This is a genomic window from Chelatococcus asaccharovorans, from assembly GCF_003201475.1.
Classification (GTDB): Bacteria; Pseudomonadota; Alphaproteobacteria; order Rhizobiales; family Beijerinckiaceae; genus Chelatococcus; species Chelatococcus asaccharovorans.
In genome coordinates this window covers 16,880-31,199 of the sequence record NZ_QJJK01000014.1, presented here as the reverse complement: position 1 = coordinate 31,199, position 14,320 = coordinate 16,880, and the positions used below count along the sequence as shown (strand labels likewise).

14 protein-coding genes are annotated in these 14,320 nt (G+C 66.4%); 12 read left to right on the top strand and 2 right to left on the bottom strand.

Going from position 1 to position 14,320, the window contains the following annotated elements; all coding sequences use genetic code 11:
* Positions 1–63: 63 nt before the first annotated feature.
* The 9 genes from C7450_RS27440 to C7450_RS27400 all read left to right on the top strand — a co-directional run bounded on the left by C7450_RS27440 (position 64) and on the right by C7450_RS27400 (position 7,518).
* Positions 64–969 (top strand): glucosamine kinase nucleotide-binding domain-containing protein, encoded by a 906-nt coding sequence (locus tag C7450_RS27440; RefSeq protein ID WP_110377681.1) that lies wholly within the window; start codon positions 64–66, stop codon positions 967–969.
* Positions 966–2,024 carry an SIS domain-containing protein gene (locus tag C7450_RS27435; RefSeq protein ID WP_342588551.1) on the top strand — a complete coding sequence of 353 codons (1,059 nt, stop codon included), beginning with the start codon at positions 966–968 and terminating at the stop codon, positions 2,022–2,024. Before C7450_RS27440 ends, C7450_RS27435 begins: the two co-directional genes overlap by 4 nt.
* On the top strand, positions 2,024–2,896 hold the full coding sequence (folP, locus tag C7450_RS27430; protein WP_110377680.1) for a dihydropteroate synthase: 873 nt from the start codon (positions 2,024–2,026) through the stop codon (positions 2,894–2,896). Before C7450_RS27435 ends, folP begins: the two co-directional genes overlap by 1 nt.
* Positions 2,893–3,276, top strand: a complete 384-nt coding sequence (folB, locus tag C7450_RS27425) for a dihydroneopterin aldolase (protein WP_110377679.1) — start codon at positions 2,893–2,895, stop codon at positions 3,274–3,276. The genes folP and folB overlap by 4 nt, the downstream gene beginning before the upstream one ends.
* Entirely contained in the window at positions 3,269–3,748 is a 480-nt protein-coding gene (gene folK, locus C7450_RS27420) for a 2-amino-4-hydroxy-6-hydroxymethyldihydropteridine diphosphokinase (protein ID WP_110377678.1), read from the top strand. The genes folB and folK overlap by 8 nt, the downstream gene beginning before the upstream one ends.
* Before the next feature lie 95 nt (positions 3,749–3,843).
* The gene (locus tag C7450_RS27415) at positions 3,844–4,200 is read left to right on the top strand and encodes a c-type cytochrome (protein ID WP_245450141.1); all 357 of its coding nucleotides are present in this window, start codon (positions 3,844–3,846) and stop codon (positions 4,198–4,200) included.
* A 344-nt stretch (positions 4,201–4,544) separates the two neighbouring features.
* Positions 4,545–5,990, top strand: a complete 1,446-nt coding sequence (pabB, locus tag C7450_RS27410) for an aminodeoxychorismate synthase component I (protein ID WP_110377781.1) — start codon at positions 4,545–4,547, stop codon at positions 5,988–5,990.
* Positions 5,987–6,631: an anthranilate synthase component II gene (locus C7450_RS27405; RefSeq protein WP_110377676.1), complete on the top strand. Its 645-nt coding sequence runs from the start codon at positions 5,987–5,989 to the stop codon at positions 6,629–6,631. Before pabB ends, C7450_RS27405 begins: the two co-directional genes overlap by 4 nt.
* A 2-nt stretch (positions 6,632–6,633) precedes the next feature.
* Positions 6,634–7,518 (top strand): aminotransferase class IV, encoded by an 885-nt coding sequence (locus C7450_RS27400; protein ID WP_110377675.1) that lies wholly within the window; start codon positions 6,634–6,636, stop codon positions 7,516–7,518.
* A gap of 26 nt (positions 7,519–7,544) precedes the next feature.
* Here the strand turns inward: C7450_RS27400 and C7450_RS27395 are convergent, their stop codons facing one another.
* On the bottom strand, positions 7,545–7,919 hold the full coding sequence (locus tag C7450_RS27395) for a 4a-hydroxytetrahydrobiopterin dehydratase (RefSeq protein ID WP_110377674.1): 375 nt from the start codon (positions 7,917–7,919) through the stop codon (positions 7,545–7,547).
* 360 nt (positions 7,920–8,279) lie between these two features.
* Here C7450_RS27395 and C7450_RS27390 point away from each other — a divergent pair, with 360 nt between their 5' ends.
* Positions 8,280–8,729, top strand: coding sequence for an RrF2 family transcriptional regulator (locus C7450_RS27390; RefSeq protein WP_110377673.1), 450 nt, complete (start codon positions 8,280–8,282; stop codon positions 8,727–8,729).
* A gap of 190 nt (positions 8,730–8,919) precedes the next feature.
* Here the strand turns inward: C7450_RS27390 and C7450_RS27385 are convergent, their stop codons facing one another.
* Entirely contained in the window at positions 8,920–10,005 is a 1,086-nt protein-coding gene (locus tag C7450_RS27385; RefSeq protein ID WP_110377672.1) for a hypothetical protein, read from the bottom strand.
* A 979-nt stretch (positions 10,006–10,984) separates the two neighbouring features.
* Here C7450_RS27385 and C7450_RS27380 point away from each other — a divergent pair.
* Together C7450_RS27380 and C7450_RS27375 are read left to right on the top strand one after the other, a co-directional pair.
* The gene (locus C7450_RS27380; RefSeq protein ID WP_170147474.1) at positions 10,985–12,688 is read left to right on the top strand and encodes a type I secretion system permease/ATPase; all 1,704 of its coding nucleotides are present in this window, start codon (positions 10,985–10,987) and stop codon (positions 12,686–12,688) included.
* A complete protein-coding gene (locus C7450_RS27375; protein WP_146227560.1) occupies positions 12,685–14,253 on the top strand; it encodes a beta-barrel domain-containing protein in 1,569 nt (522 codons plus the stop codon). The genes C7450_RS27380 and C7450_RS27375 overlap by 4 nt, the downstream gene beginning before the upstream one ends.
* Positions 14,254–14,320 lie beyond the last annotated feature (67 nt).

Sequence of the window (14,320 nt, the reverse complement as noted above, 5' to 3'; positions counted from 1 at the left end):
GCTGGCGCGCGGCTGCGTGGATTCGCGAGCGGGAGACTTCTTGGCGGGAGGCTGTGCACGGTCATGACGGATGCGCTTTTCATCGGCATCGATGGCGGCGGCACCCATTGCCGGGCGCGTATCCGTGATGCGCAGGGCGCGCTCGTCGGCGAAGGCCGCGGCGGCCCTGCCAATATCCGGCTCGGGCCGGAGACGGTGATGGCCTCCATCCTCGCCGCTGCGCGTGCGGCCGCAGCCGCCGGCAATCTCGGCGAAGAGAACGTCCACCGCATGCATGCGGGACTTGGCCTCGCCGGCGCCGCCCAATCCAAGCCTCTTGCCCTGTTCAAGTCCCTGCCGCACCCCTTCGCCAGCGTCAGCGTCGACACGGATGCCTACACCGCCTGGCTCGGCGCGACAGAGGGCGCGGAGGGCGCCATCCTGATCCTCGGCACCGGCTCCTGCGGCTTCGCCGTCGTTGAAGGCACGCGCCATTCCGTCGGCGGTTACGGCTCCATCATCTCCGACGGCGGCAGCGGCGCGGTGATCGGCCGCGAGGGCCTCCGCCGGGCCGTGCTCGCCTTTGACGAACTCGGCCCCCGTTCCGCCTTGACGGACGAGTTGCTCGGCCACTTCGGCCATAGCGTCGAGGCGATCGTCGATTGGGCGGACGTGGCAACGCCCGGCGACTTCGCCGGCTTCACGCCGACGATCCTCGCCCATGCTGCGGCCGGAGATCCTGTCGCGACAGCCATTATCGCCGCCGCCGCCGCCGAGGCCGACACGCTGATCGCGCGGCTCTTGGCGCTGGGCGCCCCGACGGTAGCCTTGCTCGGCGGGCTCGCCGGCCCGCTCACGCCGTGGCTTTCCCCGCACGCGCACGATCACATCGTCGCAGCTCGCGCCGATGCTATGGACGGCGCCATCCTCATGGCCCAGCAGCATGCTATGACCTGCGCGAGCGACTTATCACCGAGGATCCGACCATGATGTCCGACGCTGCCACCCCTGACACCGCCATGCTGCGCGAAAGCCGCGAGGCGCCCGCAGCGGTCGCCCGCCTGATCGCCGGAAACGGTGCCTTGACGGCGGCCCTCGGAGAGCGGCTGCGCAGGGATCCGCCGCGTTTTGCCGTCACCTGCGCGCGCGGCAGCTCCGACAATGCCGCGACCTTCGCCAAATACCTGTTCGAGATCCGTCTCGGTGTCGTCACCGCCTCCGTCGGACCGTCGATCAGTTCCGTCTACCAGGCGAAACTCCGCGTCGCGGATGCCCTTTTTCTCGCCATCTCCCAGTCCGGCCGCAGCCCGGACCTGCTGCATCTCGCCGAAAGCGCGCGCGAGGAAGGTGCGACCACGGTCGCGGTCGTCAACGACGCCACATCGCCATTGGCTGACCTGTCGGAGGTCGTCCTTCCCCTGCATGCGGGGCCGGAGCGCAGCGTCGCCGCCACGAAATCCTTCATCACCTCGCTCGCCGCCGGCTTGATGATCACGGCGGACTGGAGCGACGACAGCACGCTCAAGAGGGCTGTCGCGGCGTTGCCGGAAACCCTCGCGTCGGCGCTCGACCAGGATTGGAACGGCGCCATCGGCCCGCTCGTCGCCGCCCGCAATCTCTATGTCGTCGGGCGCGGCACGGGCTTCGCCGTGGCGCAGGAGGCCGCCCTCAAGCTCAAGGAGACGGCGGGCCTGCATGCAGAAGCCGTCAGCGCGGCAGAAGTCATGCATGGGCCGCAGGCGCTCGCCGGCCCGGAATTTCCTGTGCTCGTCCTCAGCCAGCCCGATGAAACGCTGAAAGGGACACGCGAACTCATCGGTCGCCTGAGGGACCGCGGGGTCCCGGTCATCATCGCCGGCCCCGCCGGTGAGGGGCTGCGCGAACGCGGCGTGGTGACCCTGCCGCTCGCTGCCGGCGTCGATCCGCTCGCCGCCCCGATCGCCCTGATCCAGAGCTTCTATCCGCTGGCCGACGCGGTCGCCCGCGAGCGCGGCTTCGATCCGGATCGTCCGCCCCATCTGAACAAGGTGACCGAGACCGTCTGATGGCGCACGCATCCGCCCCGGCACGCCCTGTCCTCCCGGATCTCGGCCGGCGTCCGCTGATCATGGGCATCCTGAACGTCACGCCGGATTCCTTTTCGGACGGTGGACGCTTCGCGACGCACGAGGCAGCGCTCGCCCAGGCCGCCCGCATGGTGGGTGAAGGCGCCGACATCATCGACATCGGCGGGGAATCGACGCGGCCGGGCTATACGGAGATTTCCGCGGAGGAGGAGATTGCCCGCGTCGTCCCGGTGATCACCGCGGTGGCGGCGCGGCAGGAGGTGCCGATCTCGATCGACACCTACAAGGCGAAGACGGCGGAAGCGGCGATTGCGGCCGGGGCCGTCATCATCAACGACGTCTGGGGCCTCCAGCGTGATCCGGCCATGGCCGCGGTAGCGGCCGCGCATGGCGTGCCGGTGGTCGCCATGCACAATCGCGACACGATCGATCCGGCGCTCGATATCATCGCCGACATGAAGGCGTTCTTCGCGCGGACCCTCGACCGCGCGAAGAACGCCGGCGTGGCGCCCGGCGCCATCATCCTCGATCCAGGCATCGGCTTCGGCAAGACACCTGAGCAAAACCTCATCGCGCTGCAACGGCTGGCAGAGCTCAAGACGCTCGGCTGCCCCCTTCTGGTCGGCGCCTCGCGCAAATCGACCATCGGCCTCGTGACCGGCCGGCCGGCCGGCGAACGCCTCGCCGGCTCGCTCGCAGCCCATGTCCTGGCGCTTGCCCATGGGGCCGACATCATTCGCGTCCACGACGTCGCCCCCCACCGCGACGCCTGCCGGATCTTCGAGGCGGTCCAGGACCCGTCCCGCCTCGCTGTGCTGACCGGGGAACCAGCCCCAAGGAGTGCGCCATGACGACGACACGTCCCCTCGATCATATCCTCATCCGGCGCATCGCCGTCTTTGCCTATCATGGCAATAATGATGAGGAGAAGAAACTCGGCCAGCGCTTCTACGTGTCACTCGATATCGGCTTCGATGCCGCGCCTGCCGGCCATAGCGACGACTGGAACGAGACCGTCTGCTACGGGCAGATGACGGCGCTGGTGACGCGCGTCGCCACCAGCCGGCGCTTTCGCCTGATCGAGGCGCTGGCGCAAACGGTCGCCGACGAAGCCTTGGCGGAATTTCCGCGCGTCGAACGCATCAGCGTCGAGGTCGAGAAGCCGTCAGCGCCGGTCCCGGCGATCATCGACAGCGTCGCCGTGAAGATCACGCGGGTGCGCGGTGGCTGAGGCCTATATCTGCCTCGGCAGCAATCTCGGCAACAAGCGGGCGACCATCGCCAGGGCGCTCCAGATGCTGACTGAGACGCCTGGCGTCACGCTGGCGGCGCGCTCGGCCGACTATCGCACGCCCCCCTGGGGCAAGCTCGATCAGGACTGGTTCGTCAATGCCTGTGCCCGCATCGACACCACGCTTGCGCCTGACGCGCTGCTCGCCCTGTGTCTCGCCGTCGAGCGGCAGCTTGGCCGTGAGCGGCGGGAGCGCTGGGGTCCGCGCGTCATCGATATCGACCTTTTGACCTATGACGACCGCACCATGACGACAGAGTGCCTGACCTTGCCCCATCCCCGTCTCACGTCGCGGGCCTTCGTGCTCGCTCCACTCGCCGAGATCGCGCCTCAACTCACGATCGGCGATCGCTCCGTGACGGACTGGCTCGCAGACGCGGATGCGACCGGCATCGAAAGGATGGCCCCATGACATGTGGCGCCGTGACATTTCACGCCCGGAGACCTGCCGTCCGGAGGCTTGTCCTGCCGGCATTGACCATTGCGTTGACCGTCGGATTCGGACTGGTGGCCTCCTTTAGCGTCCCTGCCCAGGCGCAGGACGCGGCGGCGGGCGAGGTCGTGTTCCGTAAATGTCGGGCCTGCCATCAGGTCGGGGAAGGCGCGCGCAATCTGGTGGGGCCGCAGTTGAACGGGGTCATCGGCCGGCCTGCGGCGACCGTCGAAGGCTACAGCTATTCGCAGGCCATGAAAGAATCCGGCATCACTTGGGACGAAGCCAATCTCAAGCATTGGATGCAGAACCCGCGCGATGTCCTGCGCGGCACCAAGATGGTCTTCGCCGGCCTGCCGAAGGATGAGGAGGTCGCCAATCTCCTCGCCTATCTCAAGAGTTTCGATCGTGACGGCAAGAGCGTACGCTAGTGGTTCTGCTCCGACATTTGCATCCGCCTGATACGGGCCTTGGAGCAAATGTCGGAGTCAAGAGAACCACTAGCAAGTTATTGGTTCTAGTGGAGCTTTTGAATTTGACATTTGATCTGGAGCTTGATGTCAGGCGGGACTCAAATGTCAAATTCGCTCCACTAGGGCATGCTGATTTCATACGGAAGGACCGCGTCATTCCGGGGCCTCGCATCAGCCTATCCCAGCGCGGCACGCGGTCTCCAGAAGCGGGCGAGCATGTCGTGAAGCAAGGCAGAGGCACCAGCGAAACGGCCGAAACGCGCCAGCCACCCCAGGCGGAGGCGGAGGCGTCTTGCGCCTATGTGCCGCCGCTGCCGCCGGGAACCGAGGCGCTGGCGGTGGCCGAGGCGCTCAGCCCTCTCCGGCATCTGACCTTCCTCGACAGCGCCATGCGCCATGAGACGCTTGGCCGCTATTCCTATGTGGCCGTGGATCCCTTCGGACGTTTCGCGATCGAGGGCGGACAGGCCTCCTGGTCGGCGCCCGATTTGGGCGAAGCCATCGATGTGCCCGCGAGCAAGGCCTTCGAGCTCCTGGGCGAACTCCTTCAACGCTTCGCGAGCCCGCGTTTGCCGGACCTGCCGCCGTTCCAGGGAGGCTTTGCGGGATATTTCGCTTATACGCTGGGGCAAATTCTCGAATACCGCCCGCGTGCGGTCGTGCCCCCTCCCTGGACCAAACCGATGCCGGCCGCGGTTCTCCATGCCTATGACGTGGTCGTCGCCTTCGACCATGCAACCGGTGACGCCTCCATCATCGCGACGGGATGGCCGGAGACCGATCCGGCCGCGCGCGCGATGCGCGCCCGCTCCCGGGCAGAGGCGATCGGCGCGCTGATCGCCAACAGCCCGCGGCAGATACCGGCCGCCAATGCTGCGGTTTCGCGCGAGGCCTGGCGCTCCAATTTCACCCAGGCCGACTATGAGATGGCGATTGCCACCGTCATCGAGCGCATTCTCGCCGGCGACATCTTCCAGGCCAATGTCGCGCAGCGCTTCCGGGCAACCCTCCCGGAGGACTTCGCCCCCTGGGAGTTCTATCGTCGCCTGCGCGCGGCCAATCCGGCGCCTTTCGGCGCTTATCTCGCCGGCGATGGCTTCACGCTGGCGTCAAGCTCACCCGAGCGCCTCATGAAGCTTAGCGGCGACCGTGTCGAGGCCCGCCCCATCAAGGGCACGAGCGCGCGCAGCGCGGATCCGGGCGAGGATGCGCGGGCGCGGGCCCTGCTCGCAACGTCCGAGAAGGACCGCGCCGAGAACATCATGATCGTCGATCTCCTGCGCAACGACCTCTCTCGCGTCTGCCGGCCGCACAGCGTGGCGACGCCTGTCGTCTGCGGCCTCGAGACCTATGCGTCCGTGCATCATCTCGTATCCGTGGTGACCGGCCAGCTCATGCCGGGCCGCGGGATCGCCGATCTTCTGGTGGCGGCCTTCCCCGGCGGTTCCGTGACCGGCGCGCCCAAGATCCGCGCCATGGAGATCATCGCGGAGATCGAGCGCGAGGCCCGCGAGGCCTACTGCGGATCCATCGGCTTTCTCGGCTTCAACGGCGAGGCGGACCTCAACATCCTCATCCGCACGGTGATGCTGGGCGAGGGCGAGGCGCTGGTCCACGCCGGCGGCGGCATTACGGCCCTGTCCGACCCGGCCGCCGAATATGCCGAGAGCCTGGCGAAAGCCGAGCGCATCTTCGCAGCCTTTGCCGAGCCGGCAGCCTTTGCCGAAAGGGACGAGGCGCGCCGATGATCATCGTGATCGACAACTACGATTCCTTCGTCTTCAACGTGGCGCGCTATCTGCAGGAACTGGGCGCGGAGACGACGGTCCTGCGCAACGACGCCGTCACCGTCGGCGACGTGAGGGCGCTGGCCCCCGAGGCCATCGTCATCTCGCCCGGGCCCTGCACGCCGGCGGAGGCGGGCATATCGCTCGATCTCGTGCGTGAGCTCAACGGCGTCGTGCCGATCCTCGGGATCTGCCTTGGACATCAATGCATCGGTGCGGCGCTCGGCGGCCAGATATCCCGGGCGCGGCACCCGATGCATGGCCGGGCCTCCGACATCCTGCATGACCGGCGCGGTCTGTTCACCGGACTGCCGACGCCGCTCCAGGCCGGTCGATATCACGCGCTTGTCGTGGAACTGGACGGGCCGGGACCGCTTCTCGTCAGCGCGCGCTCGCCGGAGGGCGAAATCATGGCCCTGACGCACCGGACGGCGCCGACCTACGGCATCCAGTTCCACCCGGAATCGATCCTGACACCGCATGGCCATGCCATCCTGCGCAACTTCCTCGCCCTCACGCGCCCTGCGCATGAGAGCGGCGCGCAACAGAGCGGCGCGCATGAGAACGGAGATGAGAACGGAAACGCGAACGGGAGCCATTGACCATGCTGTGGCACGATGGCGCGCTCCATGAGAGCGGCATGCTCACGCTGGCCGCCGGCGACCGCGGCCTCCTTCTGGCCGACGGGCTGTTCGAGACCGTCCTGGTGGTGGCCGGCCGGCCGTGGCGCCTCGCCGATCACCTCGCGCGGCTCAAGCGCAGCGCCGCAGCCATCGGCATGCCGATCGACGCGCGTCCGGAGGAGGCCATCCTGGCCTTGTCCGCCTATGCCGCTGCCAGCCGCGAGCTCACCGGGCTTGCCGCCATCCGGGTCACCGTCACGCGAGGCGCCGGTCCGCGCGGCCTGAAGCTGCCGCCCCATCCCTCGCCCAGCGTCTTCGCCACGCTCGCGCCCTGGCAGCCGGCCATGGCCTTCCAGCCGGTGCGGCTCCATCTGACCGCCATTCGCCGCAACGAATTCTCGCCGCTCTCGCGGATCAAGTCGCTCTCCTATCTCGACAATGTGCTCGCGCTCGAGGACGCCGTACGCCACGGCTGCGACGATGCCCTGCTCATGAATACATCGGGCGCGGTGGCCGCAACCAGCGCCGGCAATGTCTTCGCGCTTTTCGGCGAGGCGCTCGTCACACCGCCCATAGAAGACGGCGTGCTGCCCGGGATCACGCGTCAGGTCGTGCTCGCCGCGGCAACCGAGGCCGGCCTTGCCGTGCGCGAGCAAAGCCTTACAGTCGCCGCCCTGGAGACGGCCGACGCGGCCTTCGCCACCAACAGCCTGAGATTGCTCTGTCCGATCACCGCCCTCGATGGCGGCGACATCCGGCGTGATGCGCGAACGATCGCCTTGATGGAAGCACTCCGCGCCGACATCCAGGCCGACTGCGGCATCGATCCCTTCGCGGAGCCTGCCAAAGCCAGCCAGTTCCTTTAGACAAGCGCCTCCCCGCAAGGGACCGCTCAGGCCTTGTCCTTGAGATAGGCGGCGCCGGGATCTTCCGGCGTCCCCTCAAGAATGCCGTCGCGCGCCGGCTGCCAGAGCACGACGGCATCGATCTGCGCGGCCAGCGCAAAATCGCGCGCCGTGATACCCTTCGGGGAATGCGTCGATAGGCGCACCTCGACACCGCCGTACGACACGACCAGATCCGGGTGATGCCAGGCGACCTCCGCGAGATGACCAATCGCATTGGCAACCATCAGCGAGCCCTTCCAGCCGTGGGTGGCAAAACGCCGTCGGAGTTCCCCATCCACCAGGCGCCAGCCCGGCAAGTCCCGCGCGAGGCGCTCTTCGACCTCCTGCGGCGTCAGCGGCTTGATCACGATTGCAGCCATTCACGTTCTCCTTGTGATTCAACCCGATCGCGCAGGCGCTCGCGCGGAACACCCGCGGCGGAACAGGCCAGCTCCGGCCCCGGACATGTCCTGCAGCGGCCATTGCGCGCTTCTGGGCCGAATGGAAAGAGATCTCCGGGCAGTCGGAGCGCCGACGGCGCTTACGCTACGCCGATAGGCGAAGCGATCCTATCTGTGCTATGGGACGATTCAAATGTGCAATTCCGGCAGATGGGGCCCGCGCGAGCAAATCCATCTGTTGCGGCCTTGCTCCGCATAGAAGTAGACGAGCAAATTCATTGACTTGTGTTGAATCAGCTGATTCAGCGAAGCCGGATTTGCTCTAGGGATTGACAGGGAATGCTGACCAAAAAAGGCAAATACGGGCTAAAGGCGATCGTCCACCTCGCCAAGCTGCAGCGCGGCCAGTCTGCGCTCGTCGCAGATATTGCCGAAGCCAACACCATTCCGAAGAAGTTCCTCGACGCAATTCTCGGCGAATTGCGCAATGCCGGCTACCTGCACAGCAAGAAGGGCAAAGGCGGCGGCTATATGCTCGCCAAGCCGCCAGAGGAGATCTATATCGGCGACGTCATCCGCGTGCTCGACGGGCCGCTCGCCCCCATCCAGTGCGCCAGCCGCACCGCCTATCGCCCGTGCGACGATTGCCCTGACGAAAAGCGCTGCGCCGTGCGCCTCCTCATGCTCGATGTACGTGAGGCGATATCCGGCGTGCTCGACAATTACACGCTCGACCAAATGCAAGACCTGACCCACGGCGAGATGGACGCTTTCGTCTATCACATCTGACGTCCGGAGCGTTTCAGCCTGAATGAAGCGTCTGATACCATCCAATGCTGTGAATTGCCTCATCTGTTCTTGAATTGAGCACGTCCGCAGCAGATGGACTCGCGGCAACGGCCGATCACGACGCCGATCATGGCAACGGCCGATCGTCCGTCCTATGCGGCGCAGCGGCGGCTTCCCGCCCTCTCCCCTTTCACTCAGCGGCCTCGGGGGTGGACAGACGTTGCATGCCGCGAAAGAGGCGAATTCGTCCCGGCCGGATGCCGACGGCCCGCCGCGCACGCAGATCGCCCGATTGCGACGTGTCCATGATGGCGTTCGGAGCGGCCGACGGCTCCAAGCTCGGCTGTTGCTCCCAACTCTCTTCTTGCCCAGAGTTCTCTTCTTGCCCAGAACTCGCCTCCTGCCCAGAACTCGCCTCTTGCTCCCAGGACGGGGGCATGACCCCGGTGAGTTGCCGCGGCCTGCGGACTGCGACAGACAGCGCAACCAGAGGTGCGGCGCCGTCACCCGCCCGCGCAACAAGCGCCTGCGTCGACGAGACGACGCGGCTTCCATCGGCGAACGACGCCTCCGCATTGAGCGAATACCGCCCTGCCTGTTTGCCGACGAGACGGATGAACAGGCTCCCGATGGCTCCGCCTGCCCCGCGCGACCCCGCGAAATCGCCGGTCAGCGTCTCGTCCGTCGCACTTCCGGCCGACGCGCTGCAGCCATAGGCGAGATCAACGCCCACAGGCCGGCGCGGCCAATGGATGGCGAACCCCTCGATGGTATGGCCGGAGCGCGCCTCCCCCAGTCGCTGTCCGGCCTTGAGAGACAAGGGGCCGATCCCCGCGATATAGCCCGACAGGAAAATGGGCACTCCCCTGTCCAGGCCAGCCTCCCCGCCCCGGCCGGGGACGGCTGTCCGCAGCAATTCACCGTCGCGCGGCGTCAGTCGGTCGATCTGATCGAGCTTCAGCTTCACGCCATCGGATCGCGCATGCTCGCCCACGAATGTGGTGACCACGATGATCGCATCGCCCTGCGACACCACCACCGCCGCGTCACCCGGCTTGCTGAGAAAACCCCGCTCTGCGTCAGGCCCCCCGATGATCGTGACATCCTGCCCCCGGTATGGACCCGTCTGAATGCCGATACAGGGAGGCCGCTGCTCGTCCTCAGCCGCAAGATAGCGCAAGGTGAACAAGCCGCGAGACAGCTTCAGCATACGCGAAAAGACCCGCGCCGGGCTTTCGTCGGCGCCCGCAAGCGCCTCTTTCAAGTCAATCGCCATTCCGCCCCCCGACGGATATAGTATTCGCAATAGATAAATGATCTAAAATGCTGAATATCGACGTCGGATTGGTCGACCGACGGATTTGGCCGCCATCGCCGAACCGAATGGATAAAGCTGAAAGAAGCCTTGGAAAGGCTGAATTAAAGGGAGCTGTGCACGTTCATGGCGTCTCAACCGCAACGAACAATTGCCAGTAACAATGAAAATTCCTGAACTATTCACCTCGACAATGAAATAAAAGAGACGATGAGTTCACCGAACCAATACCGCGCCATTGCAGACCAAAACCCGGAAACCAGCACTCGCCGCGTTACGTATCAACGACAGGACAACCAGAACGCGTTACCCAGATCAGCCATTTTTTATGCAGACATTAAAGGACGGCATCGAGCGAGGGCCGACGGCTTTTGGAGCGAACAATGACCTGATGGCAATCAATTACCGTAGAATAACGGCATATCCTGATCGCTTGTCAACCACCTTCTTGGGCCTTCCCCGCTGACGCTCTGCGCAGCAACGGCGCCTCGCGCGTGAAAACAATGCCGCGTCAAAAAAAGCACTCGACTTGCAACGTGAAGTCAGTTTGTATGTTTGGTACTTGCTTTCAATGCGTCGGCAGCCTTGCTGCCTGTCATCTTTTCATTCACGCTATCCGTTCATAAGTTCGCCGTTTCCCACTGGTCTTTCCCAGGCTGATAACGTTCGCCTGTTGCTGGATGCGGGCAATCGGCGACGTCTCTCGAATTGCATCCGTTCAGACGTTCGCCGAGCCTTCGCGCGGAGCACGGCATGCGGCGGAGCGAAATCTATTGCGAGACCGTCATTGCCATTCGACTCGCGTCCACCACACCGTGCCATCAACCCTTCACGACCGCGCGCAATACGGCGGGGCGAACCCTCCGCCACGCCGGGCAGCCAGCCATCCAGCGGGATGCGTGGAGAGCCCGCGGTCGCTCCACATTCCGGTGGCGCCGTCATGCCGCTCGCCGCGGCGCTCGCGCCGCTACGGCCGGGCATCATCGCCGTGGTTCTGCTGACGAGCGCCACCAGCCTCATTGGGCTGACGGCTCCGCTCTACATGATGAATGTCTATGAGCGGGTCTTGCCGAGCCGCAACATGAACACGCTGATCGCCCTCACGGCGGTCGCCCTGTTCCTGCTCCTGGTCGAGGCGGCCATCGGGCGGACGCGGGAGAGCCTCCTCGAGCGGCTTGGGCTTCATTTCAACCGCACCGTCGCGGCCAGTCTTTTTGCGGCGCTTCAAGGTGCGGCGGCGAGCCATGGGGAGGGCCGCAATGCCGGCCCCCTGCGCGATCTCGATACATTGCGCGGGTTCTGGGTCAACGGCGGGCTGACAACGCTATGCACCCTCTCCTGGTCGCCGCTGTTCCTGCTGGCGCTCTTTATCCTCCATCCCGTCCTCGGCGGCATCGCGATGGCCACGCTCGCGGCGATGCTGCTGCTCGCGGTCGCCACCCGGAAGACAATGGCCGCGGATCTGCGCATGTCGGCCGAGGCCGAGGCGATCGCCTCCGGCATCGCGCGCCGCTCGCTCGGTGCCTGCGAGGCTGTCCAGGCCATGGGCATGGGAATGACCGCGGCGCGGTCCTGGCACAGGGTGCACGAGCAGGCGCTCATCCATCATATCCACGCCGGCGAGCGCGCTGGGCCGCTCGTATTCCTGTCCCAGTTCATCATGGCTGCATCGTCCTTCCTGGTGCCGGCCGCAGCGACCGCGCTTGCCCTGCAGGGCAAGATTTCGCCGGCCGCGATCTATGCGGCCATGCTGATCGGTCGCCATGCGACCGAACCGGCGCGCAAGGCCATTCACCAATGGCGCGGCTATCAGACCGCGCGCCTTGCCTATGGCCGGCTCGACGCCCTGTTGATGACCGCGCAGCGCGCGTCGCCTGGATTGACGCTGCCGCGTCCGCACGGACAGATCCGGGTGGAGGGGCTCACCCTGTCGGCGCCCGGCACGCGCCAGGTTCTTCTTCGCAATCTGTCCTTCGCGGTCGATGCCGGTACGGTCCTGGCCGTTGTCGGCCCCAGCGGCGCGGGCAAGTCCGCGCTGGCGCGGGTGCTCGTGAATATATGGCCGCCCACCCTCGGCCATGTCAGGATCGACGGCGCCGACTACAGCCATTGGCGGGGCGACGCGCTCGGCGCCCATATCGGCTATCTCCCGCAGGACATCGCCCTGATGACGGGTACGGTCGCCGAAAATATCCAGCGGTTTGGCTCCCGTGACGACGACGGTGTCATATCAGCCGCCCGGCTTGCCGGGGTGCACGACGCCATCCAGACCCTGCCGGATGGCTATGCGACGGTCGTCGGCGAAAATGGCGCCTGTCTGCCCGCCGGACAGCGCCAATTGATCGCACTCGCCCGCGCCCTCTACGGCCATCCGGCGCTTGTCGTCCTCGACGAGCCCAATGCGCATCTCGACAGCGCCGGCGAGGTCGCCCTGGCAGAGACGATCGCAGCGCTCAAGGCGCAGAACGTGACTGTCGTCCTCATCACCCACAAGGCCCAGCTCCTGGCCTCCGCAACGACGATAGCCGTGTTGGGCAAAGGCACGCTGGTCCAGTTCGGCGCGCGGGATGATGTCCTCGCGCGGCTCAGCCGCCCTGAGCCCCCAGCGCGCAAGAGTCGCATCCGCATGGTGGCCCGCTCATGAGGACAGGCCGCGTCCCCGCCGCGCAGCTCTCCGCGATGGGCACCGTTGCGCCCGGCCGCGCGCGTGCCGATGATGAGGGGCCGCGCAACGCTCTGCAACTTCTGCAGGAACTTGCCCGGCTCCAGGGCATTGCGGAGGTCGCGGAACTGGCCCGCTATGTCAAACCGGGACAGAAGAGCGGTCGGATCGAGCGTCGCGGCGCTCTTGCCGGGCATGGAACCCCTGCCGGGCATGATGCTCTTTCCGGGCATAATGCTCTTGCCGGGCATGGAGCTCTTGCCGGACGCGGCGTTCTTGCCGGGCGGAGCCGGGAACGCGCCGACGCCGATGCTGTCCTCCCTCCCTCGCCCGCCCCCGCCTCACCCAGTGACCTCGACTGGCGGCGCCCGGCAAGGCTGGGCTTCACCATCCTTGCTGTCGCGCTCGGCGGCGGCGGAGCCTGGGCCGCTCTGGCGCGCCTCGACGGAGCAGCAATCGCGCCAGGTGTCGTCGCGGTCGAGTCGCGGCGTAAGACGGTTCAGCATCTGGAGGGGGGCATCGTCAGGGCCATCCATGTCCGGGATGGCGACAGCATCACCCAGGGCCAGTTGCTGCTCAGCCTCGACAAGACCCAGGCCGCGGCCACGCTCGATACCATCCTCAATCAGCGCGCCGCAGCGCTTGCAGAGGAGGCGCGGCTCGTGGCCGAGCGCGACGGCGACACCATCGCCTTTCCCCCGGAAGTCGCCGACCGCGGCATGGTGCCGATCGTGCGCCAGGCCATGGAAGACCAACGCCATGCGCTGGAGGAGGCCACCGCGCGCTTCGCCAGCCAGCGGGCGTCCCTGGCCGCGCGCTTGCGCCAGGCGCAGGAGCAGCGTGCAGGTTCAGAACAGGCCCATCGCGCCGCGCTCAAGCAACTACACTGGCTCGACCGGGAATTGCCGGCCCTGCGCCGGCTCTATAGCCGCGGCCTGGTGCAGTGGCCGCGCATTACCACCCTGGAGCGTCAGCGCGCGGAAACCGAGGGGGTCATCGGCCAGACAGCGGCCGCCATGGCCCAGAATGCGCAGGTCATCCGGCAGGCGGAGCTCGACCTGATCGAGGCGGTTGGGCGTGATGTGGCCGAGCGCCTGTCGATCCGCGCGCCACAGTCGGGCGTCGTCCAGAGCCTCAAGGTCACAACGCTCGGAGCCGTTATCAAGCCCGGCGAAGCCCTGCTCGATATCGCCCCGGTCGACGAGCCCTTGGTCGTGCAGGCCCGGATCGATCCGCGCGACATGGGGGTGGTGACCATGGGCCTGAAGGCGGAAATCCAGTTTCCGACCTTCCAGGCCGATGGTGCCGCGATCTTCGGACGCCTGCGCAGCCTTTCAAACGACAGCCTTCTGGACGACGCGAGCGGCCGCAGCTACTTTGCCGCGGAGGTCGAGGTGGATCCAGACAAGATCCCTCGGTCGATCGCCGGAAAACTTCGGGCTGGCCTGCCGGCCGAAGTCTTCATCGTCACCGGCGAGCGAACCCCCCTCTCCTATCTCCTGGAACCTCTGACCCGCCGCCTGGCCACCACGATGCGGGAGCGGTGAGCCGCTTAGCCGACAAGGCGCTTTGCAACGAACCGCTCGGCCGACAAGGTGCTTGGCGGCGCTCGCC

Excerpts from the sequence above, each read along its gene's own strand:
- C7450_RS27440 (WP_110377681.1), top strand. The coding sequence starts at position 64 with ATGACGGATGCGCTTTTCATCGGCATCGATGGCGGCGGCACCCATTGC.
- C7450_RS27435 (WP_342588551.1), top strand. The coding sequence starts at position 966 with ATGATGTCCGACGCTGCCACCCCTGACACCGCCATGCTGCGCGAAAGC.
- folP (WP_110377680.1), top strand. The coding sequence starts at position 2,024 with ATGGCGCACGCATCCGCCCCGGCACGCCCTGTCCTCCCGGATCTCGGC.
- folB (WP_110377679.1), top strand. The coding sequence starts at position 2,893 with ATGACGACGACACGTCCCCTCGATCATATCCTCATCCGGCGCATCGCC.
- C7450_RS27405 (WP_110377676.1), top strand. The coding sequence starts at position 5,987 with ATGATCATCGTGATCGACAACTACGATTCCTTCGTCTTCAACGTGGCG.
- C7450_RS27400 (WP_110377675.1), top strand. The coding sequence starts at position 6,634 with ATGCTGTGGCACGATGGCGCGCTCCATGAGAGCGGCATGCTCACGCTG.
- C7450_RS27395 (WP_110377674.1), bottom strand. The coding sequence starts at position 7,919 with ATGGCTGCAATCGTGATCAAGCCGCTGACGCCGCAGGAGGTCGAAGAG.
- C7450_RS27390 (WP_110377673.1), top strand. The coding sequence starts at position 8,280 with ATGCTGACCAAAAAAGGCAAATACGGGCTAAAGGCGATCGTCCACCTC.
- C7450_RS27385 (WP_110377672.1), bottom strand. The coding sequence starts at position 10,005 with ATGGCGATTGACTTGAAAGAGGCGCTTGCGGGCGCCGACGAAAGCCCG.
- C7450_RS27380 (WP_170147474.1), top strand. The coding sequence starts at position 10,985 with ATGCCGCTCGCCGCGGCGCTCGCGCCGCTACGGCCGGGCATCATCGCC.
- C7450_RS27375 (WP_146227560.1), top strand. The coding sequence starts at position 12,685 with ATGAGGACAGGCCGCGTCCCCGCCGCGCAGCTCTCCGCGATGGGCACC.